The sequence below is a fragment of the Streptomyces venezuelae genome, from assembly GCF_008642335.1.
In the GTDB taxonomy this organism is placed as follows: Bacteria; Actinomycetota; Actinomycetes; order Streptomycetales; family Streptomycetaceae; genus Streptomyces; species Streptomyces venezuelae_F.
Genome location: NZ_CP029191.1, coordinates 5,728,801 through 5,753,689 on the forward strand (window position 1 = coordinate 5,728,801; position 24,889 = coordinate 5,753,689).

20 protein-coding genes are annotated in these 24,889 nt (G+C 71.9%); 17 read left to right on the top strand and 3 right to left on the bottom strand.

Annotated features, from left to right (window positions below; translation table 11 throughout):
- Positions 1–4 precede the first annotated feature (4 nt).
- Positions 5–1,000 (top strand): GlxA family transcriptional regulator, encoded by a 996-nt coding sequence (locus tag DEJ49_RS26010; protein ID WP_150186355.1) that lies wholly within the window; start codon positions 5–7, stop codon positions 998–1,000.
- Positions 1,001–1,006: 6 nt separating this feature from the next.
- Here DEJ49_RS26010 and DEJ49_RS26015 read toward each other — a convergent pair whose 3' ends face one another.
- The gene (locus DEJ49_RS26015) at positions 1,007–1,336 is read right to left on the bottom strand and encodes a DUF427 domain-containing protein (RefSeq protein WP_150186356.1); all 330 of its coding nucleotides are present in this window, start codon (positions 1,334–1,336) and stop codon (positions 1,007–1,009) included.
- A gap of 59 nt (positions 1,337–1,395) precedes the next feature.
- On the opposite strand from DEJ49_RS26015, the gene DEJ49_RS26020 reads away from it, so the two are divergent.
- From DEJ49_RS26020 to gatB, 9 genes are all read left to right on the top strand, one after another.
- Positions 1,396–1,941: a TIGR00730 family Rossman fold protein gene (locus DEJ49_RS26020; protein WP_150172513.1), complete on the top strand. Its 546-nt coding sequence runs from the start codon at positions 1,396–1,398 to the stop codon at positions 1,939–1,941.
- 7 nt (positions 1,942–1,948) lie between these two features.
- Complete coding sequence (locus DEJ49_RS26025; RefSeq protein WP_150186357.1) at positions 1,949–2,647, top strand: SDR family oxidoreductase; 699 nt, start codon at positions 1,949–1,951, stop codon at positions 2,645–2,647.
- The gene (locus DEJ49_RS26030; protein ID WP_150186358.1) at positions 2,644–3,666 is read left to right on the top strand and encodes a methionine synthase; all 1,023 of its coding nucleotides are present in this window, start codon (positions 2,644–2,646) and stop codon (positions 3,664–3,666) included. The genes DEJ49_RS26025 and DEJ49_RS26030 overlap by 4 nt, the downstream gene beginning before the upstream one ends.
- Before the next feature lie 31 nt (positions 3,667–3,697).
- The gene (gene ligA, locus DEJ49_RS26035) at positions 3,698–5,881 is read left to right on the top strand and encodes an NAD-dependent DNA ligase LigA (protein WP_150186359.1); all 2,184 of its coding nucleotides are present in this window, start codon (positions 3,698–3,700) and stop codon (positions 5,879–5,881) included.
- Between the two features lie 314 nt (positions 5,882–6,195).
- The gene (locus tag DEJ49_RS26040; RefSeq protein ID WP_150186360.1) at positions 6,196–8,523 is read left to right on the top strand and encodes a putative bifunctional diguanylate cyclase/phosphodiesterase; all 2,328 of its coding nucleotides are present in this window, start codon (positions 6,196–6,198) and stop codon (positions 8,521–8,523) included.
- A gap of 381 nt (positions 8,524–8,904) precedes the next feature.
- Complete coding sequence (gene gatC, locus DEJ49_RS26045) at positions 8,905–9,201, top strand: Asp-tRNA(Asn)/Glu-tRNA(Gln) amidotransferase subunit GatC (RefSeq protein ID WP_010984178.1); 297 nt, start codon at positions 8,905–8,907, stop codon at positions 9,199–9,201.
- Between the two features lie 5 nt (positions 9,202–9,206).
- Positions 9,207–10,700: an Asp-tRNA(Asn)/Glu-tRNA(Gln) amidotransferase subunit GatA gene (gatA, locus tag DEJ49_RS26050; protein ID WP_150186361.1), complete on the top strand. Its 1,494-nt coding sequence runs from the start codon at positions 9,207–9,209 to the stop codon at positions 10,698–10,700.
- Positions 10,697–10,936 carry a hypothetical protein gene (locus tag DEJ49_RS26055; RefSeq protein WP_150172525.1) on the top strand — a complete coding sequence of 80 codons (240 nt, stop codon included), beginning with the start codon at positions 10,697–10,699 and terminating at the stop codon, positions 10,934–10,936. The genes gatA and DEJ49_RS26055 overlap by 4 nt, the downstream gene beginning before the upstream one ends.
- 16 nt (positions 10,937–10,952) lie before the next feature.
- Positions 10,953–12,467 (top strand): Asp-tRNA(Asn)/Glu-tRNA(Gln) amidotransferase subunit GatB, encoded by a 1,515-nt coding sequence (gene gatB / locus DEJ49_RS26060; RefSeq protein WP_150186362.1) that lies wholly within the window; start codon positions 10,953–10,955, stop codon positions 12,465–12,467.
- Between the two features lie 92 nt (positions 12,468–12,559).
- Here gatB and DEJ49_RS26065 read toward each other — a convergent pair whose 3' ends face one another.
- Positions 12,560–13,777: an SMI1/KNR4 family protein gene (locus DEJ49_RS26065; RefSeq protein WP_223833003.1), complete on the bottom strand. Its 1,218-nt coding sequence runs from the start codon at positions 13,775–13,777 to the stop codon at positions 12,560–12,562.
- A 229-nt stretch (positions 13,778–14,006) separates the two neighbouring features.
- Here DEJ49_RS26065 and DEJ49_RS26070 point away from each other — a divergent pair, with 229 nt between their 5' ends.
- From DEJ49_RS26070 to DEJ49_RS26100, 7 genes are all read left to right on the top strand, one after another.
- Positions 14,007–16,109: a phosphocholine-specific phospholipase C gene (locus DEJ49_RS26070; RefSeq protein WP_150186364.1), complete on the top strand. Its 2,103-nt coding sequence runs from the start codon at positions 14,007–14,009 to the stop codon at positions 16,107–16,109.
- 214 nt (positions 16,110–16,323) lie between these two features.
- Positions 16,324–18,585 (top strand): MMPL family transporter, encoded by a 2,262-nt coding sequence (locus tag DEJ49_RS26075; RefSeq protein WP_150186365.1) that lies wholly within the window; start codon positions 16,324–16,326, stop codon positions 18,583–18,585.
- Complete coding sequence (locus DEJ49_RS26080) at positions 18,554–19,138, top strand: GNAT family N-acetyltransferase (protein ID WP_150186366.1); 585 nt, start codon at positions 18,554–18,556, stop codon at positions 19,136–19,138. The genes DEJ49_RS26075 and DEJ49_RS26080 overlap by 32 nt, the downstream gene beginning before the upstream one ends.
- 35 nt (positions 19,139–19,173) lie before the next feature.
- A complete protein-coding gene (locus DEJ49_RS26085; RefSeq protein ID WP_150186367.1) occupies positions 19,174–19,821 on the top strand; it encodes a hypothetical protein in 648 nt (215 codons plus the stop codon).
- A 217-nt stretch (positions 19,822–20,038) separates the two neighbouring features.
- Positions 20,039–20,218, top strand: a complete 180-nt coding sequence (locus DEJ49_RS26090; RefSeq protein WP_150186368.1) for a hypothetical protein — start codon at positions 20,039–20,041, stop codon at positions 20,216–20,218.
- A 67-nt stretch (positions 20,219–20,285) separates the two neighbouring features.
- Positions 20,286–23,366, top strand: a complete 3,081-nt coding sequence (locus tag DEJ49_RS26095) for a helix-turn-helix transcriptional regulator (RefSeq protein ID WP_150188486.1) — start codon at positions 20,286–20,288, stop codon at positions 23,364–23,366.
- Positions 23,367–23,447: 81 nt separating this feature from the next.
- Positions 23,448–23,645: a DUF6191 domain-containing protein gene (locus DEJ49_RS26100; RefSeq protein ID WP_150186369.1), complete on the top strand. Its 198-nt coding sequence runs from the start codon at positions 23,448–23,450 to the stop codon at positions 23,643–23,645.
- Between the two features lies 1 nt (position 23,646).
- Here the strand turns inward: DEJ49_RS26100 and DEJ49_RS26105 are convergent, their stop codons facing one another.
- Positions 23,647–24,810 (bottom strand): PQQ-dependent sugar dehydrogenase, encoded by a 1,164-nt coding sequence (locus tag DEJ49_RS26105; RefSeq protein ID WP_190329649.1) that lies wholly within the window; start codon positions 24,808–24,810, stop codon positions 23,647–23,649.
- Positions 24,811–24,889 lie beyond the last annotated feature (79 nt).

Below are 24,889 nucleotides of genomic sequence, written 5' to 3' on the forward strand. Positions count from 1 at the left end.
GGCCATGAACCTCAGTGGCCTCGGCGACCGCGACGGCGCGCACCGCGTGGTCGTCATCGCGCTGGACGGCGCGTACGCCTTCGAGCTCGGCATCCCCTCCCGCGTCTTCGGCAACGCGCTGAACGACCGCGGAGAGGCGCTCTACGACGTCGTCGTCTGCACGGTGGACGGACGCCCCGTGCGCACGGACTCCGGGTTCACGGTCGCGGCCGAGCACGGGCCCGAGGCCCTCGACACCGCGGACACCGTGGTGATCACGCCGACCCGCAGCTTCGACCGGGGCATGGCGGGCGAGGAACTGCCCGAGCCGGTCGCCGCGGCCCTGCGAAGGATCAGGCCCGGCACCCGCATCGTGTCCTTCTGCAACGCCTCGTACGTCCTCGCGGCCGTCGGTCTCCTCGACGGGCGCCCCGCGACGACGCACTGGCACGTCGCCCGCGACTTCCAGCGGTCCTTCCCCAGGATCAAGGTCGACGCGGACGTGCTCTTCGTGGACGACGGCGACGTGCTGACCGCTGCGGGCGTCGCCGCCGGCATCGACCTCTGCCTGCACGTCGTGCGGCGGGACCACGGCGCCGCCGTCGCCAACCACGTCGCGCGCGTGTGCGTCGTGCCGCCCTGGCGCGACGGCGGCCAGGCCCAGTACATCGAGCGGCCCGTCCCCGAGCCCACGCTCGCCACGACGGCCGCCACGCGCGCGTGGGCACTCGAACGGCTCCATGAGCCGCTGCCCCTCGGCGAACTGGCCGCCCACGCGCGCATGAGCCTGCGCACCTTCACCCGCCGCTTCCAGGAAGAGGTCGGCATGCCGCCCGGCCGGTGGCTCACCGCCCAGCGCATCGAACTCGCCCGCCAGCTCCTGGAGTCCAGCGACCTGCCGGTGGACGTGGTCGCCCACCGGTCCGGCTTCGGCACCGGCAACTCGCTGCGCCAGCACATGCGGGCCGTGCTCGGCGTCTCGCCGGTCGCCTACCGGCGGACGTTCACTGCTGCGTCGTGACCCGACCTACGCTTCCGTGACTTCTGCTTCGTAGAAGCAGAAGTGGTCCTTGATCCCGGCCACCGCGTCCTTCGGCTCCGGATACGCCCACACCGTGTCCGCCGCCCCCGGCAGCGACCAGTAGGAGGCCGTGCCCTTGAAGGGGCAGTACGTGGTGGTCTTCGACGGGGTCAGCAGGTCCGTGCGGACGTCCTCCGGCGGGAGGTAGTGCCGGACGGGGTAGCCCGTCTCGCGCAGCAGCACGGGGCGGCTGCTCTCCGCCACGACCTGCCCGTCGTGCACCACGCGCACGTGGTCCGTGCCCTGCTCGACGGTGATCCGGTGCCCGTTGGTCATGTCGTGCCCTCCTCGGATGCCCAGTGAATGTCCTGTGGGACGGAACGTACCGTGGGCGCATGAACATCTGCGTCTTCCTCTCCGCCGCCGACCTCGACGACCGCTACACCCGCCCGGCCCGCGAGTTCGCGGAACTGCTCGGCAAGGGCGGCCACACGCTGGTCTGGGGCGGCTCCGAGAGCGGCCTGATGAAGGTCGTGGCGGACGGCGTGCACGCGGCGGGAGGGCGGCTCGTGGGCGTCTCCGTGGACTTCCTCGCCGCCAAGGCCCGGCAGGTCGTGGAGCCCCACGAGATGGTCATCGCGCGCGACCTCGCCGAGCGCAAGGCGCTGCTCCTGGAGAAGGCCGACGCGATCGTGATCATGGTGGGCGGCACCGGCACGCTCGACGAGGCCACCGAGATCCTGGAGCTCAAGAAGCACGGGAAGCACGCCAAGCCGGTGGTGCTGCTCAACTCGGCGGGGTTCTACGACGGCCTCAAGGAGCAGTTCCAGCGCATGGAGGACGAGGGTTTCCTGCCCCTCCCGCTCACCGACCTGGTCTTCTTCGCCGAGGAGCCCGTCGGCGCGCTCGCCTACCTGGAGGAGTCCGCGGGCACCCGGTGATGCGAGCATGGCGGGTATGGCAACACATGTGATCACCGGGGCCGGCTCCGGCATCGGCGCGGCCGTGGCCCGCCGCCTCCACACCCGCGGCGACGACCTCGTCCTGCACGCGCGGGACGCGGGCCGCGCCAAAGAGCTCGCCGCCGAGTTCCCCGGCGCGAGCACCCTCGTCGGAGACCTCTCCGACCCCGACAAGCTGTCCTGGGCGTTCGGGCACCAGTCGCTGCCCTCGCGCGTGGACTCCCTGCTGCACATCGCGGGCGTCGTCGACCTCGGCCCGGTCGGCGAGCTCACCCCCAAGGCCTGGCGCCACCAGCTCAACGTCAACCTCATCGCCCCCGCCGAGCTGACCCGCCACTTCCTGCCCCAACTCCGGGCCGCCCAGGGGCACGTGGTCTTCGTCAACTCGGGCTCCGGGCTGCGGGCCGGCCCGGAGTGGTCCGCCTACGCGGCCTCCAAGCACGGCCTGAAGGCCCTCGCCGACTCCCTCCGCCAGGAGGAGCACGACAACGGCGTCCGGGTCACCTCGGTCTACCCCGGCCGCACGGCGAGCGCCATGCAGGTCAAGGTCCACCAGCAGGAGGGCAAGGAGTACGACGCGTCCCGCTGGATCGACCCCGAGTCGGTCGCCACGACGATCATCATGGCCCTGGACCTGCCGCGCGACGCGGAGGTCAACGACCTGACGGTGCGGCCGGGACGATGAGCGACGCGTTCACCTGGGGCCCGGCCACCGGCATCGGGTCCATGCCCGGCGGGGATGCCCGCGAGGCCGCCAAGACCGTCACCGGCAGCTTCGAGGGGCCCGAGCAGGGCATGCCCTACCTCGCCGAGCTGCCCGCCCGCGGCCCCGGCGCCGACATGATCGGCCGCACCGCCGGGCTCCTCGTCGACCTGTACGCGCGCGTGGAGCCCAGCGGCTGGCGCGTCGGCGACCGCCCGGGACGCGACACCCGCCGCGCCAGGGCGTGGCTCGGCGAGGACCTCGACGCCCTGGAGGAGTTCACCCAGGGGTACGAGGGCCCGCTGAAGGTCCAGGCCGTCGGCCCCTGGACCCTCGCCGCCGCCCTGGAGCTCAGGAACGGCGAGGCCGCGCTCTCCGACCCCGGCGCCTGCCGCGACCTCGCGGGATCCCTCGCCGAAGGCCTGCGCGAGCACCTCGCGGATGTCCGCCGCAGGGTGCCCGGCGCCCAGGTCGTCCTGCAGCTCGACGAACCCTCGCTGATCGCCGTGCTGCGCGGGCAGGTCAAGACCGCGAGCGGGTACCGCACCCACCGCGCCGTGGACCGGCAGCTCGTCGAGAGCACGCTGCGGGACGTTCTCGCCGTCCGGGGTGACGGCGGCGACGGCGCCACGGTCGTGCACTCCTGCGCGCCCGACGTACCGTTCGCGCTCCTGCGCCGCGCCGGGGCCGACGCGGTCTCCTTCGACTTCGACCTGCTCACCGAGCGTGACGACGAGACGATCGGTGAGGCGGTCGAGGGCGGTACGCGGCTCTTCGCCGGTGTCGTGCCGGGCGTGGACGGCCGATTGTCAGACCCTGCCGGTAGCGTCATGGGTGTCAGGACGTTGTGGCGCAGGCTGGGGCTGAATCCGGGATCACTCGCGGAGTCGGTCGTGGTCACTCCGTCGTGCGGGCTCGCGGGCGCATCACCCGCGTACGCGCGCGCGGCGCTCGCCCACTGCGCCAGAGCGGCGAGATCGCTCGCAGACAACCCTGAGTAATTGGGTATGACGTAAACGGGAGGACGAAACGGTGGCTGTCGAACAGCAAGGCTCTGTGCCCGCCGAGGCACGGGATCAGCACGCCCAGCTGGCCGAGCAGATCGAGGAGCACCGCTTCCGGTATTACGTGAAGGACCAGCCGGTCGTCAGCGATGCCGAGTTCGACAAGCTCCTGCGCTCCCTCGAAGCACTGGAGGACGAGCACCCCGAGCTCCGGACCCCCGACTCGCCGACCCAGAAGGTCTCGGGTTCGTACGAGACGGAGTTCACCGCCGTCGAGCACCGCGAGCGCATGCTGTCCCTGGACAACGCGTTCGACGACGCCGAGCTCGCCGCCTGGGCCGACCGCGTCGCCAAGGAGGCCGGCACCCCGGACTTCCACCTCCTCTGCGAGCTGAAGGTGGACGGCCTCGCGGTCAACCTCACGTACGAGGACGGGAAGCTGACCCGCGCCGCGACCAGGGGCGACGGCCGCACCGGCGAGGACATCACGCCGAACGTCCGCACGATCGCGGACATCCCGCAGCGCCTCGCGGGCGACCGCGTCCCCGCCCTCGTCGAGATCCGCGGCGAGGTCTTCTTCCCCATGGAGAAGTTCGAGGAGCTCAACGCCCGCCTCGTCGAGGCGGGCGACAAGCCCTTCGCCAACCCCCGCAACGCGGCGGCCGGTTCACTGCGCCAGAAGGACCCGCGCGTCACCGCGACCCGGCCGCTGCACATGGTGGTGCACGGCATCGGTGCCCGCGAGGGCTTCGACATCGACTGCCTCAGCCACGCCTATGAGCTGCTGCACGAGTGGGGCCTGCCCACCGCCAAGCACAACAAGGTCGTCGAGGGCCTGGAGGGCGTCCGGGACTTCATCACGTACTTCGGGGAGAACCGCCACTCCGTGGAGCACGAGATCGACGGAGTCGTCGTCAAGCTCGACGAGATCCCGTTGCAGGGCCGCCTCGGCTCCACCTCGCGCGCCCCGCGCTGGGCCATCGCCTGGAAGTACGCGCCCGAGGAGGTCAACACCAAACTCATCAACATCCGCGTCGGCGTCGGCCGCACCGGCCGCGTCACGCCGTACGCGCAGGTGGAACCCGTCACCGTCGCGGGATCCGAGGTCGAGTTCGCCACCCTCCACAACCAGGACGTGGTGAAGAAGAAGGGCGTCCTCATCGGGGACACCGTCGTCATCCGCAAGGCCGGAGACGTCATCCCGGAGATCCTCGGCCCCGTCGTCGACCTGCGGGACGGCACCGAGCGGGAGTTCGTGATGCCCGCCGAGTGCCCCGAGTGCGGCACGGCTCTGCGCCCCATGAAGGAGGGCGACATCGACCTCCGCTGCCCCAACGCCCAGTCCTGCCCCGCCCAGTTGCGTGAACGTCTCTTCTACCTCGCGGGCCGCAAGTCCCTGGACATCGAGAACTTCGGGTACGTCGCCGCGGCCGCCCTCACCAGGCCGCTGGAGCCCGCCGAACCGCCGATCCTCGACGAGGGCGACATCTTCGACCTCAAGGTCGACGAGCTCCTGCCCATCAAGTCCTACGTACTGGACCAGGACTCCGGACTTCCCAAGCGCGACCCCAAGACCGGCGAGGAGAAGGTCGTCACCTTCTTCGCCAACCAGAAGGGCGAGGCGAAGAAGAACACCCTGGCCATGCTGGAGAACATCGCGGCGGCCAAGGAGCGCCCCCTCGCCCGCGTCCTCACGGGCCTCTCGATCCGGCACGTCGGCCCGGTGGCCGCCGAGGCACTGGCCCGCGAGTTCCGTTCCATCGACCGCATCGATCAGGCCACCGAGGAGGAGCTGGCCGCGGTGGAGGGCGTCGGCTCGACCATCGCCGCCTCCCTCAAACAGTGGTTCGCCGAGGACTGGCACCGGGAGATCCTGCGCAAGTGGCGGGAGGCCGGCGTGCGCATGGAGGAGGAGGCGAGCGGCGAGGACGAGGGACCGCGGCCGCTCGCGGGCCTCACGGTCGTCGTCACCGGAACGCTCGAACACCACACCCGGGATGGCGCAAAAGAAGCGCTGCAGAGCCGCGGAGCCAAGGTGACCGGTTCCGTTTCCAAGAAGACATCGTTCGTGGTCGTCGGCGACAACCCCGGGTCGAAGTACGACAAGGCCATGCAGGTGAAGGTTCCGGTTCTCAACGAGGAAGGCTTCGCTGTCCTGCTCGAACAAGGACCGGACGCAGCGCGGGAAGTCGCGCTTCCGACCGAGGAGTAGCGGTTGAAGGCCACCCGTTCGGCGCATACCAGAGGCATACGGGTGGCCGGGTCGCATTCGGGCAACCGTAGTCGACCGCTGCCCGTGGAAGCCTTCTGCGGCCTACTGTTGAGGTGTGCGCCTGCCGTGCCCCGCTGCGAACGGGGTATCACCTGCTCATCAAGAGCTTGGAAGGGGGCATCCCCTGCTCGGCGCGAGTGCGGGAGAACCGCATCTCCTCGCTCGAGCGGAGTGCGGGGACGGATTCATGGGCGCGGCCGCATCAGGGCCGAGTCCGCATGGCGTGGGCACCGCCGGCTGTGAGAGGGACGGGAATGGAACCGACCGAGAGCGCCGCCCCGGACTCACGGCTGCGCGCGCGCCTGTGGCGCGCGCCGGGAGCCTGGCTGCGCGGCCGCCGGACCGCGACGAACACCGACCCGGGCGGCATGCCGCAGCCCGCCCCCGGTTCCGGACCCTGCACGCTGAGCACCGCCGTCGAACCACGCGAACGGGCCTGGACCGCCGCACCGCAGCACGACACCGACAGCCCCGCGACCCTCGCCGGACCGGGCGCGCCCGCCGTGCAGGACAGCCGTGACCCCTGGCCGCTGCTGCCGCTCCTCACCGTCGCCGCGGCCGCCGTGCTGCTCGGCACGGGCTTCTTCCAGGCCTTCACGGGCCGCCACGCCCTGTTCCCCACCGGCGCCGCGGGCTGGTCCCTCGCCGTCCTCACCGGCCTCATCGTCGGGCACCTCGTCGCCCTCGGCCGCAACCGGTGGTGGGGCGGCACGGGCTCCGGCGGCGCCCTCACCGTCGCCGTCCTGCTCCTCTACGGCTGGGTGCCCGCCGGCATGGTCAGCCTCACCGTCGTCGTCCTCGTCGGCGTCGCCCGCAGGCACCGCTGGCGCCAAGGCCTGCTGCACGGCGCGGTCGACATCCTCGGCATCGGCGCGGGCGCACTCACCCTGGCCGCGTTCGGCACGGCGCCCAGCGCGGAAACGCCCTGGCTCCCCGAGACCTGGGACCTCTACACCGCGCCCCAAGTGGCCCTCGTCGCCGTCGCATACCTCGCCGTCACCCGCGTCCTGCTCTGGTACGTCCACGCGCCGCGCACCGAGGCCCTGCCCACCGTCACCCGCACCGCCCTCGTCCGGCAGGGCCTCCTCGGCATCGCGCTGCTCGGCATCGCCCCGCTGATCTGCGTCGTCGCGATCTCCCTGCCGATCCTGCTGCCCCTCTTCGCGATCCCGCTCGTCGCCCTCGACTCCACCCTCTGGATCGCCCGCGCCCGCGCCGAGGAACAGCTCCGCGACCCCCTCACCGGGCTGCCCAACCGGCAGTGGCTCCTCGAACGGACCTGGACCGCGCTCGACGACGCCGAGCGGATCGGCGCGCGGTCCGCGTTAATGCTCATCGACATGGACCGCTTCCGGTCCGTCAACGACACCCTCGGTCACCTCGCCGGTGACCGGCTGCTCCTCCAGATCGCGGACCGGCTGCGCCTCGCACTGCCCAGCGGGGCGGAGGCGGCGCGCCTCGGCGGCGACGAGTTCGCCGTCCTGTTGCCGGTCGCCGACTCCACGACGTCGGCCACGCGCGTGGCCCGCCAGCTCGTCGCCGCGCTCGGCTCCCCGCTCGACCTCGACGGCCTCACCCTCGTCCTGGAGGCCAGCGCGGGCCTCGCGGTCTTCCCCGACCACGCACTCGACGCGGAAGGCCTCCTGCGGCGCGCGGACGTCGCGATGTACCAGGCCAAGCGGGACCGCACGGGCGTCGAGGTCTACGAATCCAAGCGGGACTCCAACACTCCCGACCGGCTCGGCCTCCTCGGCGACCTGCGCCGCGCCCTCGACGCGGGCGACGTCGAGCTCCACTACCAGCCGAAGGTCCAGTTCGACGGACAGGTCGCGGGCCTGGAGGCGCTGGTGCGCTGGGTGCACCCCGAACGGGGGAAGGTGCCGCCCGACGAGTTCATCGCCATCGCCGAGTCGTCCGGCCTCATGCCGCACCTCACCGAGTACGTCCTGGAGACCGCGCTCGGCCAGGTCGCGAAGTGGCAGGCGCAGGGCCTGAAGGTGCCCGTCGCGGTCAACGTCTCCCCGCGCGACGTCCACACGCCGGGCTTCGCCGGAGCGGTCGCGGCACGGCTCGCCCGCCACGGGGTCCCCGCGGGAGCCCTGCAACTGGAGATAACCGAGCACGTCCTGTTGGAGGACCCACAGCGCGCCGCGGACACCCTGGCGGGTCTCACCGGCCACGGCGTCAAGATGTCCCTGGACGACTTCGGCACGGGGTACTCCTCCCTGGTCCACCTGCGCCGCCTCCCGGTCAGCGAACTCAAGATCGACCGCTCCTTCGTGGCCCGCCTCGCCGTCGACAACGAGGACGCGGAGATCGTCCGCTGCACCGTCGACCTCGCCCACTCCCTCGGCCTGCTCGTCGTCGCCGAGGGCGTCGAGGACGACGAGACGTGGGAGCGGCTGCGGGACCTCGGATGCGACGCGGTCCAGGGCTGGCTCGTCGCCGCCGCGATGCCGGCCGAGGAGACCACGGCCTGGCTCCGCGCCCGCGGCTCCCGCGGCTGGCGCCGCCCCGCAGACGTAGCAGCAGAAGCGGCCAACGCCTCAGCGGAACAGTCCCCGGGCCACGTGGTCCAGTAGCCCCAATCCCCCCGTACCCGACGCCGACGGTGCCGTCGCGGAGCGACGGGGGTGGAGGCCCGCGGGTAGTGCGGGGTGCTTCCCACCCACCCCCGCCGACGGTGCCGTCGCGGAGCGACGGGGTGTGGGCCCGCGGTGGTGCGGGGTGCCGGGTGGGCGGGTGGGAAAGTCGTCGCGGAGCGACGAGGTTGTCCGGCGCGGAGCGGCGTGGTGTCCGGCGCGGAGCGGCGGGGGGAGGTCGCCGCGGAGCGGCGTGGAAGCCGTCGCGGAGCGACGGGGAGCGGTGGCCGGGGACCCGGCGAGGAAACCGTTTCACGGGCACGGGTCGGGGACCCATAGGATTGGGGCACAAACCACACACTCACCCCTGAGGATCGCCGCATGCCTGGCATCACGCGCGAGGAGGTCGCCCACCTCGCCCGCCTTGCACGTCTGGAGCTGAAGGCCGAGGAGCTCGACCACTTCGCCGGACAGCTCGACGACATCATCGGCGCGGTCGCCCGCGTCTCGGAGGTCGCCGACCAAGACGTACCGCCGACCTCGCACCCGCTGCCGCTGACCAACGTCATGCGCGCGGACGAGGTCCGCCCGTCGCTCACCCCCGAGCAGGCGCTCTCGGGCGCCCCCGCCCAGGAGCAGCAGCGTTTCAAGGTGCCGCAGATCCTGGGGGAGGACTGAAAGTCATGACGGACATCATCAAGCTCACCGCAGCAGAGATCGCGTCGAGGATCGCCTCCGGCGAGCTCACCGCGGTCGAGGTCACCGAGGCCCACCTGGCCCGCATCGACGCCGTCGACGAGAAGGTCCACGCCTTCCTGCACGTCGACCGCGAGGGCGCCCTCGCGCAGGCCCGCGCCGTCGACGAGAAGCGTGCCCGGGGCGAGAAGCTCGGCCCGCTGGCCGGCGTCCCCGTCGCGCTCAAGGACATCTTCACCACCGAAGGCGTGCCGACCACCGTCGGCTCGAAGATCCTCGAGGGCTGGATCCCGCCGTACGACGCGACCGTCACCAAGCGCCTGAAGGCCGCCGACGTCGTCATCCTCGGCAAGACCAACATGGACGAGTTCGCCATGGGGTCCTCCACGGAGAACAGCGCGTACGGCCCCACCGGCAACCCCTGGGACCTCACCCGCATCCCCGGCGGCTCCGGCGGCGGCTCCTCCGCGGCCCTCGCCTCGTACGAGAGTCCCCTCGCCCTCGGCACGGACACCGGCGGCTCGATCCGCCAGCCCGCGGCCGTCACCGGCACGGTCGGCGTCAAGCCGACCTACGGCGGCGTGTCCCGCTACGGCATGGTCGCGTTCAGCTCCAGCCTCGACCAGGGCGGCCCCTGCGCCCGCACCGTGCTCGACGCCGCGCTGCTGCACGAGGTCATCGCCGGTCACGACGAGCTCGACTCGACGTCCATCGACGCCCCGGTCCCGCCGGTCGTCGAGGCCGCCCGCAACGGCTCCGTCCAGGGCATGCGCGTCGGCGTCGTCAAGCAGTTCCGCGGCGAGGGCTACCAGGCCGGTGTCGTGCAGCGCTTCGACGAGTCGGTGGAGCTGCTCAAGGAGCTCGGCGCCGAGATCGTCGAGCTGGACTGCCCGACGTTCGACCTGGCGCTCTCCGCGTACTACCTGATCGCGCCCTCCGAGTGCTCCTCGAACCTCGCCCGCTTCGACGCCATGCGCTACGGCCTGCGCGTCGGCGACGACGGCACCCGTTCCGCGGAGGAGGTCACCGCGCTCACCCGTGAGGCCGGCTTCGGCGACGAGGTCAAGCGCCGCGTCATCCTCGGCACGTACGCGCTCAGCTCCGGCTACTACGACGCGTACTACGGCAGCGCCCAGAAGGTCCGTACGCTCATCACCCGCGAGTTCGAAGCGGCGTTCGAGCAGGTCGACGTGATCGTCTCCCCGACGACGCCGACCACCGCGTTCCCGATCGGCGAGCGCGCCGACGACCCGATGGCGATGTACCTCGCCGACCTGTGCACCATCCCGACCAACCTGGCGGGCAACGCCGCCATGTCGCTGCCCTGCGGCCTCGCGCCGGAGGACGGCCTGCCCGTCGGACTGCAGATCATCGCCCCCGCCATGAAGGACGACCGGCTGTACAAGGTCGGCGCTGCCGTCGAGGCCGCCTTCGTGGAAAGGTGGGGTCACCCGCTGCTTGAGGAGGCACCGTCGCTGTGAGTGCACTGAACAAGGCCAAGGGCTTCAAGAAGTCCAAGACCGGCACGTACCTGTCGATCGGCACCACCGCGTTCGGCGCGGTCAGCGTGCTCAAGCAGGCCAGGATGGCCCGCTCCGAACACGACACGCTCCGCCTCGTGGACGCCGTCGTCTCCGCTGCCGCCATCGTCACCGGCGTCGCGCTGCTCGTACGCGAGCTCAAGCGCCTCGGCGACGACGACGTCCTGCTGGGCTGAGAGGGAAAGTTTCACCGTGACTGTCACTTCTGACCTGGTGTCGTACGAGGAAGCCCTCGCGACGTACGACCCCGTCATGGGCCTTGAGGTCCATGTCGAGCTCGGCACCAAGACCAAGATGTTCTGCGGCTGCTCGACCGCGCTCAAGCAGGACGCCAACAGCCAGACCTGCCCGACCTGTCTCGGCCTGCCCGGCGCCCTGCCGGTCGTCAACGAGATCGGTGTCGAGTCCGCGATCAAGATCGGCCTCGCGCTGAACTGCGAGATCGCCGAGTGGTGCCGCTTCGCCCGGAAGAACTACTTCTATCCGGACATGCCGAAGAACTTCCAGACCTCCCAGTACGACGAGCCGATCGCCTTCAACGGCTATCTGGACGTCCAGCTGGAGGACGGCGAGATCTTCCGCGTCGAGATCGAGCGCGCCCACATGGAGGAGGACACCGGCAAGTCCACGCACGTGGGCGGCGCGACGGGCCGTATCCACGGCGCCTCGCACTCCCTCCTGGACTACAACCGCGCCGGCATCCCGCTCATCGAGATCGTCACCAAGCCGATCGAGGGCGCGGGCGAGCGTGCCCCCGAGGTCGCCAAGGCGTACGTCGCCGAGCTGCGCGAGCTCATCAAGGCGCTCGACGTCTCCGAGGCCCGGATGGACAAGGGCCAGATGCGCTGCGACGTGAACCTCTCGCTGCGCCCGAAGGGTCAGCAGGAGTTCGGCACGCGCAGCGAGACGAAGAACGTCAACTCGCTGCGCTCCGTGGAGCGCGCGGCGCGCTTCGAGATCCAGCGCCACGCGGCGGTCCTGAACTCCGGCGGCACCATCGTGCAGGAGACCCGTCACTTCCACGAGGACGACGGGTCCACCACCTCCGGCCGCATCAAGGACAACGCCGAGGACTACCGGTACTTCCCGGAGCCCGACCTCGTCCCCGTCGCCCCGGCCCGCGAGTGGGTCGAGAAGCTGCGGGCGGGTCTCCCCGAGATGCCGCGCGTGCGCCGCAACCGCCTCCGCGAGGAATGGGGCATCAGCGAGCACGACATGCAGTCGATCCTCAACGCGGGCGCGGTCGAGCCGATCGTCGCCACCATCGAGGCGGGCGCCGACGCGGGGTCGGCCCGCAAGTGGTGGATGGGCGAGCTGGCCCGAAACGCCAACGAGTCGGGTGTCGCCCTCGAGGAGCTTCCGATCACTCCGGCGCACGTCGCCCGGGTGACCGCGCTCGTCTCCGCGGGCGACCTGAACGACAAGCTGGCCCGCCAGGTCATCGAGGGTGTCCTGAAGGGCGAGGGCACGCCGGACGAGGTCGTGGAGAAGCGCGGCCTGAAGGTCGTCTCGGACGAGGGCGCCTTGACGGCCGCCGTCGACGAGGCCATCGCCGGCAACCCGGGTGTCGCGGACAAGATCCGCGGCGGCAAGGTCGCGGCCGCCGGTGCGCTGGTCGGCGCGGTCATGAAGGCCACCCGTGGCCAGGCCGACGCGGCCCGCGTCAAGGAGCTGATCCTGGAGAAGCTGGGCGTCAGCGAAGGCTGAGGCTCGGAGACAGGCTCCATGCGAGGGCGGTGCGTTCCCCGGAACGCGCCGCCCTTTCGCGTACCTGTCCTCTCGGGCAGCGGAAAGACCGGCTACGGCTCCTCCCGCGGCTCCCCGAACGGCTCGAAGAACATGTGCTCCAGCGGGTCCTGGTCCTTGCGCAGCCAGTAGAAGCCGTCGCCGACGGGGCGGCCGCCGCGCAGCCAGTTCAGCAGCGTCTCCGTGAAGTTCGTCTCCAGGGGCGGCCCTTGGTCCGCGTGCCGCGGGTTGACCGCGACGCGCCACCGGTCGGGGTCGTCGCCCTCGGCGCACCAGCCGATCTGGTCGCCGTCGATCGTCGAGGCGACGGGCAGGAAGCCGCCGGGCTCGGGCCAGGCGGGCATCGGGTAGTACTGGGGGAAGCTCTCGCGCAGGCTGCGGTACCCCTCCAGCATCTCCTCCGTGCCCCGCGCGAGGCCGAGCCGGTGGTCGAGGTCGAGCGGCGCCGGCATGTCGAGCCACCAGCTCCAGTTCCCCGCGCCGTACGCCTCCGACAGCGCCACGAAGTCCGCGGGAAGCCGCGTCCCGAGCCGTTCGAAGAGCGCCTCCCAACTGCCCTTGCCCAGGTGGGGGGTGAGCGGCGGCGGTATCAGCGCGGTGATCGCCGCCAGGCCCTCGCCCTCGGTGAGCGCGGCGTGCTGGCGTGCGTCGACGTACGTCCCCCGGGGCGGGGGCGACCACGGCGCGGCACCGGCCAGCGGCGCCCAGGTGCGCGTCGCGGGCGGCAGCGGGCCGAGGAGGCCGCCGGGCTCGCCGGGGACGGGCACGCCGTCGTGGAGCGCGGTGTGCAGGAACTCCAGGAGCGGCATCTCGTACGTCACCCAGGGGGCGGCGCCGCCGACCGCGACGGACGTGGTCAGGAGCACCACGGGCCACGCGTCGGGGTCCTTCGAGACCGAGGTGTCCCAGAACAGGTGGTCGCCCGCCGACGTCGTGGCGAAGGCGAGGAGGCCGCCCTCGTCGGGCAGGAACCGGCGCCGTTCCTGGGTGAACATGCCCGGCCTGATGGCCGAGTGCCGGTGGGTCTCGACCACCCACGCCCCGTACGCATACCGCCCGTCGGCGCTCACACAGGGCGTGTGCAGCCGTATGGAAGCCGTGCCGGGGTGGCCTATTTCCACCGGGCCGTACGCCGTCACCAGCGACTTGTAGTCCCCGGGGAGCGGGACTTCGAGCCAGGCCTCCACCGAGGCCCAGTCGACGGCGGGCGCGGCGTCGGCGGGCGGTCCGAGCAGCTCCGTGAAGGTGGCGATGCGGTTGGCGTGTTCCATGTGTCCGAGAATGACACCCGCCACTGACATCGCCGCCCGCCGCATGCCCCACGCGGCTGCAGACGGCGCCGTCCGCCATGGACTGCCGTGGTGAACTTTTGGACGTTCACCGCGACTTCGTCCCGCAGCCTTCACAAGGAAACCGGGCGTCACTAGCGTCCCCGCCGTACAGGTCAATGGATCAGCCGAGAACCATTGGATGTCGGCCAGGACTACTGGGAGGTCCCACGTGACTCCGGAGATTTCGCGCAGACGCCTGATGGCGATCGGCGGCGGTGCGCTCGGCGTCGCCGCCGTCGGCTCGTTCCTGCCGCCCTCGCTGCAGGAGGCACTCGCGCACGAGCCGCCGGCCCACGGCGGTCTCGACAAGATCGAGCACGTGGTCATCCTGATGCAGGAGAACCGGTCGTTCGACCACTACTTCGGTTCCCTGCGCGGCGTGCGCGGCTTCGGCGACCGCAACGCGATACGCCTCCCCGGCGGCACCTCGGTCTTCGAGCAGCCGGGCGCCCTGCGCACCATCCTGCCGTTCCCCGTGCGGCAGGCCGCCGAGACGCAGAAGAAGGACCTCCAGTACATCGGCGCCCTCGACCACTCCTGGAGCGGCGGCGCGAAGGCCTGGCACGACGGCTGGATGGACGGCTGGGTCACCGCCAAGACGGCGGCCACCATGGCGTACTACACGCGCGAGGACATCCCGCTGCACTACGAACTCGCCGACACCTTCACCGTCTGCGACGCCTACCACTCCTCCATCCACACCTCCACCAGCCCCAACCGCAACCACCTGTGGAGCGGCAGGACGGGCTACGAACCGAACGGCAAGCGGGCCGTCGGCAACGACGCGTACGCCGAGGACACGCACCCGGGGTACGGCTGGGGCACGTACGCCGAGCGCCTGGAGAAGTCGGGCATCAGCTGGCAGACGTACACCGAGTGGGAGAACTTCACCGACAACCAGATCGAGTTCTTCACGACCTTCAAGGCCATCGCCCGCAAGGCCCTCGTCAAGACGGGCCTCACCTACATGGAGGCCTTCTACGCCAAGGTGCGCGACGCGAAGGACGAGGCCGAGCGCGCCAAGCTGCTCGCCACCCTGGAGGAGGGCGTCGCCACGCTGAACAAGCGTGAACGGTCCCTCTTCGAGCGCGGACTGCGGCGCGTGCCCACCGGCAGGCTGGCCGAGGAGTTCGCCGACGACGTCGCGCGCGGCAGGCTGGCCAAGGTCAGCTACCTGGTGCCGTCCGCCCTCGACTCCGAGCACCCCAGCGTCTCCTCGCCGATCCACAGCGCGACCATCGTCTACAAGGTGCTCGACGCCCTCGCCTCGCACCCGGACGTCTGGCGCCGCACCGCCGTCTTCATCAACTACGACGAGAACGACGGCTTCTTCGACCACGTCCCGCCGCCCGTGCCCGGCGGCGACTCCGCCGAGGAGCGCGAGGAGCGCTGGGAGGGCAGGCCGACGGGGCTCGGCGCGCGCGTGCCGATGCTCGTCGTCTCGCCGTGGACCGTCGGCGGTTACGTCTGCTCCGAGGTCTTCGACCACACCTCCGTCGTGCGCTTCCTGGAGAAGTGGACCGGCGTGCGCGAGCCCAACATCAGCGCCTGGCGCCGCAAGGTCACCGGCGACCTCACCGGCGCCTTCGACTTCCGGCGCGGCCACCGGCGGCCCGACGTCGAGCAGCCGGGCGCCATCCCCCCGTTCAGCGGCCGCTGGAACCCGCAGCCGCCCCTGAAGCAGTCCATGCCGGTCCAGGAACCGGGCGTCCGCCGCGCCCGCCCGCTGCCCTACCAGCCCGACGCCGACGTCAGGCCGGGCGACGCGGACGGCACGCTCGAGGTGCGGCTGCGCAACGGCGGCAGCTCCAGCGCCCACTTCGCGCTCTACCCGTACGCGGGTGAGTTCGCGGTCCCGCAGCATCAGGACGTCGTCCGCAAGGGTTCCTGGACCGTGCCGGTGCCGGGGGACACGTACTCCTTCACCGTCACAGGACCGAACGGCTTCCGGCGCGAGTTCGCGGGGGCCGCGGCCGACGGGGCGCGGGTCGCCTCCGCGATCACCCGACGGGAGATCCACCTCACGCTGGCCAACCGCGGCCGCCGCGACCTCGTCTTCACGGTCAAGCCGCTCGGCTACGTGGACGAATCGGACGTCCGGTCGCGGACGCGGACCGTCCGCGTCAAGGCCCGCAGCAGCCGTACGGTCGCCTGGCACACCGCCGACGAGCACGGCTGGTACGACGTCGAGGTGACCGCCGACGGCGACGCCGCCTTCCGGCGCAGGCTCATGGGACACATCGAGAACGGGCGCGCGAGCGTCTCGGGCTGAGGCGCGAAGCGCGCAGGGGGCGCGAGGGGCTCACGATGAGCCCCCGCGCTCCTTGTGCTCTTGTGAGTAAGGCCACGAAGCGGACCAATGATCTCCAACGGCTGTCAAAGTGACTGCGGCGCACATGTCGCCACTCATGCGTTCTTTGCGGGCCGTTCAGTTCGTCGACTGCCGCTCCCGGTGAAGATCCACGAAACAACCAGGGAGCCGGTCCGTGGCAGCACTTGCCCGCTGGTGCGTCAGGCACCGCCTCGTCGTCGTCCTGCTGTGGCTCCTCGCTCTCGGCGGCGCCGCGACCGCCGCGGCCGTCGCCGGATCCGCGTACTCGAACGACTACGAAGTACCGGGCACCGAGTCGGGCCGTGCGACCCAGCTCCTGAACGAGAACTTCCACGGCCTCGGCGGTGACAGCGACACCGTCGTCTGGCACACCGGGCCCGGCACCTCCGTCCGCGCCGCCGACGTCGAGCAGACGATGTCCGACGCCCTCGGCAAGATCGCCGACCAGCCCGCCGTGGCTTCCGTTTCCGGCCCCTACGACCACGGGGGCGCGAGCCGGATCAGCGCCGACGGCCGCACGGCGTACGCCACCGTCACCTTCCGCGAACAGGCCGACGACATCGACAAGGCCGACGCCCAGGCCGTCGTCGACACCGCCAAGGCCGCCGCGTCCGACCGCCTCCAGGTCGAGCTCGGCGGCACCGCCATCGGGCTCACCGAGTCCAAGAGCGCCCAGGTCGCCGAGGTCGTCGGCGTGGCCGTCGCCGCCGTCGTCCTCTTCCTCGCCTTCGGCTCCCTCGCCGCGTCCGCCCTGCCCATCGCCACCGCCCTGGTGTCCGTCGGCACCGCGTACGCGGGCATCGTGCTGCTCGGCCACCTGATGACCGTCGCCGACTTCGCACCGATGCTCGGCACCCTCATCGGGCTCGGCGTCGGCATCGACTACGCCCTCTTCATCGTCACCAGACACCGCAAGGGCCTCAAACGCGGCCTGCCCGTCGCCGTCGCCGCCGAGCGCGCCGTCGCCACCACCGGACGCGCCGTCGTCTTCGCGGGCGCCACCGTGTGCATCGCCCTCCTCGGCATGCTCATCCTGCGGCTCGGCTTCCTCAACGGCGTCGCCATCGCCGCGTCGCTGACCGTCGTCCTCACCGTCGCCGCGTCCGTCACCCTGCTGCCCGCCCTCCTCGGCTGGATCGGCCCGCGCGCGCTCAGCCGCCGCGAGCGCCGCAGGATCGCCGCGCACGGCCCCGAACCCGAGCTGCCGACCGGGCTCGCCGCCCGCTGGGCCGCCTTCGTGGAGCGCCACCCCAAGCTGCTCGGCGCCGTCGCGGTCCTCGTCATGGCCGTGCTCGCACTGCCCACGCTCGGCCTGCACCTGGGCACGTCCGACCAGGGCAACAACCCGGCGAAGGCCACGACACGGCAGGCGTACGACCTGCTCGCCGACGGCTTCGGGCCCGGCGTGAACGGCCCCCTGACCCTAGTGGGCGACGTCTACGGAGCGGGCGGCCGGGTGGCCCTCGACGACCTCGTCACGACGCTGAGGTCGACCGAGGGCATCGCCTCCGTCGGCCCGGTGACGTACGACGACGGCGGCCGCGCCGCGTTCCTCACCGTCGTCCCCGACTCGGCACCGCAGTCCGAGGCGACCAGCGCGCTCGTCGACCGGCTGCGCGAGGACGTCCTGCCGCGGGCCGAGGCCGACCGCTCCCTGGACCTGCGCGTCGGCGGCGTCACCGCGAGCTACGACGACTTCGCCGAGGTCATCGTCGGCAAACTGCCGCTCTTCGTGGGCGTGGTCATCGGGCTCGGCTGCGTCCTGCTCCTGCTGGCCTTCCGCTCCGTCGGCATCCCCCTCAAGGCCGCCGCGATGAACGTCGCCGCCGTCGCCTCCGCCTTCGGCGTCGTCGTCGCGATCTTCCAGTGGGGGTGGGGGAGCGAACTGCTCGGACTCGGCAGAGCGGGCCCCATCGAACCCTTCCTCCCCGTGATCATGGTGTCCGTGCTCTTCGGGCTCTCCATGGACTACCAGGTCTTCCTGGTCAGCCGGATGTACGAGGAATGGCTGGAGACCGGCGACAACCGGCGGGCCGTCCGCGTCGGGCTCGCCGAGACGAGCCGCGTCATCAACTCCGCCGCCGTCATCATGATCTCGGTCTTCCTCGCCTTCGTCCTCAGCGGCGACCGCGTCATCGCGATGTTCGGCATCGCGCTCGCGGCGGCCGTCGCGCTCGACGCCTTCGTGCTGCGTACGTTGCTCGTGCCGGCCCTCATGCATCTGCTCGGCGGCGCCAACTGGTGGCTGCCGCGCCGCCTGGACCGCCTCCTGCCGCGCATCAGCATCGAGCCGCCCGAATGTCGTTCGAACGCGGGCGGCACATCTGCGAAGATCCCGGAACAGCGGGACACAGCCGAAGACATGACAGGGCCGAAGGAGCAGGATGTTCGCGATATCGCTGGGCGAGGGCGCTGAGCTGCGGCCGATCGAGCCGTGGCAGGCGCAGGAGTTCCTCGAACACGTCGAGCGGGCGCGGGAGTACGCGGCGCCGTACGTGCCCTTCACCGCGAAGGTGAAGGACCTGGAGTCCGCGCGGGAGCTCCTCCAGACCTTCGCCGACCGGCAGGCCGCGGACACCGGCCGCTTCTACGGCATCTGGCTGGACGGCACGCTCGTCGGCGGCGTCCTCTTCCGGATCTTCGACACCAGCGTGGACGGCTGCGAGGTCGGCGTCTGGCTGGAGCCCTCGGCCGCCGGGCGCGGTCTGGTGAACAAGGCGTCCAAGGTCCTCATCGACTGGGCCGTCGACGAGCGCGGCATGCACCGCGTGGAGTGGCTCGTCTCCTCGCGCAACGACCGCAGCAAGGCGGCCGCCAAGCGGCTCGGCTTCACCAAGGACGGCGTGCTGCGGGAGAGCTTCCCCTGGCAGGGGATCCGGCACGACATGGAGGTCTGGTCCGTCCTGGCGCCGGAGTGGCGGGCGCTGCGCGGCGAGGGCGACGCGGGCGCGGTTGGCGACGCGCGTTAAGAGAGCTCTCAGACTCCGTCCGTACGGTGCGGAGCATGGGTACTAAGACAGATGACGCGGCCGCCGCCAAGGGCGCGGCCGGGACCGGGGCCGACGCCGAGGCCGACGAGGTGACCGCGGCCGGAGAGCCGGAGACGGTCGACGTCACGAAGTCCGACGCGGCCGACGCTGCCGACGCAAAGACGGACGTGGACGCGGACGCGGACACGAATACGGACACGGACACGGACGACGAGGCGCTGGACGAGCCCGACGCCGAACCCGTCGCCGCCGCCAAGTCCACCGACGTCGGCATGGGCGCCGCGGCCGTCGTCTCCGCCGCGCTCGGCGTGATCGGCCTCTCCGGCGGCTGGCTCGGCACGATCGCCGGGGCGCGCTCGAACATCATGGGACAGCTGGACACCAAGGCCCGGCAGTCCGCCAGCGTCTCCGACCAGCTCCAGGCGATGTACGGCGACTCCTGGCAGGCCACCGCGCTGGTCGCCGGGCTCTTCGCGCTCTCCGCGCTCGTCATCGGCTTCCTGGTCCTCGTCCGGCCCGCGTTCGGCGCTCCCGGCAAGGAGCCCGCGCCGTGGATCAAGTCCGTCGCGTGGGCGGGCTTCGTGCTCGGCGTGATCGGGCTCGTCCTCGCCATCGCCAAGTACTCCGACCTGCTGCTCGGACTGCCCTCGGCACCCTCGTAGGCGGCTCGTCGCCTTCGTGGGCGGCACGTCGCGGGACGCCTAAGGCACGGGCGGGGCAGGGGCTAAGGCCCCCGCCCCGCCCTCCGTCACGTCTAAGGACCCCCACGCCCCGGAGATGCGGCAGCCGCCCGATGTGGGCGACCCCCCTGGGAGACGAAAGTGGAGACATCGCAGGGAACGACACCGGCGATACCACCCACCACCCGAGGGGCACGAGATGTTCGAGTACGAGATGCACCAGATGCGCGCCGCCGAGCTGGCCCGTCAGGCCGACCACCAGCGTCTGGTCGGCGAGGCCCGCAAGCACCGCGCCGCCGCCCGCCGATCGGCCCGCGACGAAGCCGAGGGGCCGGTGAGTACGCCCTTCCGGAAGATCCGCTTCATGCGGGCCGCCTGACATGACGACCTCCGCACCTCTGTCCGCTGTGCGGATAACGGGTGCCGTGGTGTCCTCGCACTGTGCGATGCTCGCGGCTGTGGAGACCAGGTCCGTCAGCCCGGTGTTCGTCGGCCGCACCGATGAACTGGGCGTACTGAACGAAGCGCTCGCCCGCGCCACGGGCACCCCCCTCGAAGGAGCCGGGGGCCCGGGCCCGGGCGAGCCCCAGGCGTTGCTGCTCGGCGGCGAGGCGGGAGTCGGCAAGACCCGCCTCGTCGAGGAGTTCACCGCGGCCGCCCGGGAACAGGGCGCCGTCGTCGCGGTCGGCGGCTGCGTCGAGATCGGCGCCGACGGCCTGCCGTTCGCCCCCTTCTCCACCGCGCTGCGCGCCCTGCGCCGCCTGCTCCCCGACGAACTGGCCGCCGCGGCCGAGGGCCAGGAGGAGGAGCTCGCCAGACTCCTGCCCGAACTGGCGGGACCCGCCCCGCACGGACACACCCCCGGCGGCCGCTCCGACGAGGGCACGGCGCGCCTCTTCGAACTCACCGCACGCCTCCTGGAACGCGTCTCGCGCGACCGCACCGTCGTCGTCGCCCTGGAGGACCTGCACTGGGCCGACGCCTCGACCCGCCACCTCCTCGCGTATCTCTTCCGCACCCTGCGCGGCGGCCGCCTCGTCCTCCTCGCCACCTACCGCGCCGACGACATCCACCGCCGCCACCCCCTGCGCCCCCTCCTCGCCGAACTCGACAGGCTGCGCACCGTGCGCCGCCTCGAACTGGGCCGCCTCACCAAGGACGAGGTCGCCCGCCAGATGGCCGGGATCCTCGCCACCGAACCCGAACCGTCCCTGGTGGACGACGTGTTCGACCGCTCCGACGGCAACGCGTTCTTCGTCGAGGAGCTCGCCGTCGCCTCCCACGGCGGCGACAGCTGCGCCGGCCTGACGGACTCCCTGCGCGACCTGCTCCTCGTCCGCGTGGAGGAGTTGCCCGAGGACACCCAGCGGGTGGCGCGGATCGTCGCCGAGGGCGGCTCCACCGTCGAGTACGAACTGCTCGCCGAGGTCGCCGGGCTCGGCGAGGACGACCTGATCGAGGCGTTGCGGGCCGCGGTCGGCGCCAACATCCTGCTCGCGTCCCCGGACGGCGACGGCTACCGCTTCCGGCACTCCCTGGTCCGCGAGGCCGTCAGCGACGACCTGCTGCCCGGCGAGCGCTCCCGCATCAACCGCCGCTTCGCCGAAGCCCTGGAGGCCGACCCCTCGCTCGTCGCCGCCGACCAGCGCGCCGCCCGCCTCGCCACGTACTGGTACCACGCGCACGACGCGGCCAAGGCCCTGCCCGCCGTCCTCGGCGCCTCCGTCGAGGCCCGCCACCGGCACGCCTACAGCGAGCAACTCCGCCTCCTCGAACGCGCGATGGAGCTCTGGGACGACGCCCCGGACGCCGTCCGCCGAGAACTCCGCCCCGCCGACTACGTAGAGGGTTATCCGCCCTGCGGCTGCGACCCCGCCACCACGCCCCTCGACTACCTGGACCTGATGGCCGAGGCCACGGTCGCGGGCCGCCTCTGCGGCGAACGCGAACGCGCCCTGAAGATCACCAAGCGTGCCCTGCGCACCCTCGACGACGGCCACGACCCCCACCGCGCCGCCTGGTTCTGGATAGCCCGCTCCCGCCTCGTCTCCACCCTGGGCCGCAGTGACGGCTGGGACGAGATAGCCAAGGCCGAGGAGCTGATGCGCGGCCTGCCGCCGTCCGAGGTGCACGCCGAGGTCCTGGTCCACCGCGCCTCCTGGGGCATGCTCCACGCCCCGGGGCCCGAGACCCTCGCCGCCGCCGAACGCGCCGTCGAGTACGCCCGCATGGTCAAGGCCGACGTCATCGAGCTCAACGCCCGCCTCACCCGCGGCGCCCTCCTCGTCGAGGCCGGCGACCCCGAGGCCGGCCTCGCCGAGATGTACGAGATCAGGGACCGCGTCGTCCGCGACGCCCTGGTCACCAACCTGAGCCGCGTCCACATCAACCTGCCCTCCTCCCTGGAAGGCGTCGGCCGCTCCGCCGAAGCCGTCCGCGTCGGCATGGAGGGCATCGAGTTCTGCCGCAAGTACGGCCTGGTCGACACCGAGGGCTGGGTCTGGGCCAACGTCGCCGAGTCCCTCATCTCCCTCGGCCGCTGGGACGAGGCCGCCGAGGCCGTCGCCCACACCCAGCGCTGCGTCCAGAGTTCAAAACCCCGCGTCTCGGCCTCCGAACGCCTGGCCCGCATGGCCCTGCACCGCGGTGAGTACGCCGCCGCCCTCCGGCACATGCAGACCGCCCACCACCACCTCGGCACCCACGACCCCCAGCCCCAGTACACCCTCGTCCTCCTCCGTATCGCCCTGGGTGTCGCCGCCGCCGAGGGCCGCATCCTCGACGCCCGCGCCGCACTCGAACGCGGCGTCGCCCCCGGCCTCCCCTTCGGCACCTACAAGTACGGCTGGCCGCTCCTGCTCGCCGCCGCCCGGATGGAGGCCGACGCCCGCGGCCTGCCCGCCGCCGAACCCGGCCGCCCCGCCGCCCTCGCCCGCATCCGCGCCGCCACCAAGTCCCTCGCCACCCCCATCCCGCTCTGGCGGGCCTACGACGAATGGACCCGCGCCGAACTCCTCCGCTCCGAGGGCCGCGACACCCTCGCCGACTGGACCACCGTGGTCGCCGCCGTCGAACCCCTCGACCGCCCCTTCGACCTGGCCCGTGTCCGCCTGCGCCTCGCCGAGTCCCTGCTCGGCCCGGACACCACCGACCGCGAGCGCGCCGCGGACCTCCTGCGGCAGGCGGCGGAGGTCGCCGACCGGCTCGGCGCCCGCCCGCTCTCCGACGCGATCACCGGACTCGCCCAGCGCGCCCGCCTCACCCTGAACCCCGCCGAGACCGCCCGCGCCCCCGAGGCACCGGCCGACCCCGCCGAGGCGCTCGGTCTCACCAGCAGGGAGCGGGACGTCCTGCGGCTGGTCGCCGTGGGCCGCAGCAACCGGCAGATCGCCGAGGAGCTCTTCATCTCCCCGAAGACGGCGAGCGTCCATGTCTCCAACATCCTCGCCAAGCTGTCCGTCACCGGCCGCGGCGAGGCCGCTGCCCTCGCCCACCGCCTGCGACTCTTCCCCCCGGCGGTGCGCTGACCTGTACGTTCCCGCTCCCCAGCAGGACTGTGGCGGCCTCGCCTACGCTGGACTGCGGAATCACGGCTCCTGGGAGGCGCAGTGTTCAACGCGATCGAGGCCCTGTTCGCGCCGGGCCGCAGGCACACCGACGACGAGAAGAAGCGCCTGGAACTGAGCCGCGTCGACGTCGCCGACGGCGACCCGGGGCGCGGGCCGATAGACCTGACCTCGGGCAAGGTGGTCGTACGCCCGCCCGTGCCGTCCCCGCGCGAGGACGGCGACGAGCCGGAGAGCTGAGCTACTTCACCCGCACCTCCAGGATCTTGTCGTCCCCCTTCTCCGGGGTGCCCCGCGAGTCCGTCTCACTGGTGACCAGCCACAGCTTGTCGCCGCCCGCCGCGAGCACCGTGCGCAGGCGGCCGTACTCGCCCTTCAGGAACGCCTGCGGCTCCGGCTCGCCCTCCACGCCCCGCACCGGGATACGCCACAACCGCTCGCCCCGCAGTCCCGCCATCCACACCGAGCCCTCGGCGTAGGCGACCCCGCTCGGTGAGGCCTCGGAGGTCTTCCACTGCGCGACCGGATCGCGGAAACCCTCCTTGTCCTCCTTGCCCTCCACTTCAGGCCAGCCGTAGTTCCCGCCGGACTCGATCTCGTTCAGCTCGTCCCAGGTGTCCTGGCCGAACTCCGAGGCCCACAGCCGCTTCTGCTCGTCCCAGGCCAGGCCCTGCACGTTCCGGTGCCCGAACGAGTACACGGGGGAGTCGCCGAAGGGGTTGCCGGGGGCGGGCTCGCCGTCCGGGGTGAGGCGGAGGATCTTGCCGCCCAGGGACTTCTTGTCCTGCGCGAGGTCCGTGTCCCCCGTCTCACCCGCGCCCGCGTACAGCATCTTGTCCGGGCCGAAAGCGATCCGGCCGCCGTTGTGGATCTGGCCCTTCGGGATGCCCTTGAAGACGGTGTCGGGCGCGCCCAACTGCTCACCCTCCGGCTTCTTCTCGTCGTACAACATCCGGGCGATGCGGTTGTCGGACTCCGTCGTGAAGTACGCGTACACGAAGTGGTCCGAAGCGTACGTCGGGGAGAGCGCGAGGCCCATCAGGCCGCCCTCGCCACCGGGGGAGACGCCCGGCACCGAGCCGAGCTCCGTCTTCTTGCCCGACTTCCCGTCGATCCGGGTGATCGTCCCCTCGTCGCGCGAGGACACCAGCAGGTCGCCGTCGGGCAGCGCGGCGAGGCCCCAGGGGGACTTGAGGCCCGTGGTGAGGGTGCGGGTGACCTTCGCCGAGCCCTTCTCCGGCGGGGCGTCGGCGCCCGCCCTGCCCGTGGGGGACTGGCTGGTCCCGTCCCGCTTCGGCGGGCTCTCGGCGCGGTCCGGTTCGTCGTCGCCGGACGAGCAGCCGGCCGCGAACACGAGGGCAGCGGCGGCCAGCACGGCCGTGACAGCAGGTCGATGCACGATCAGGATCCCTTCGACGCAGCGCTTCCCCTGTTCATACACCGCCCGCGGCCCGCAGGTTCCCGATCCGCCGCCACGGGATCAC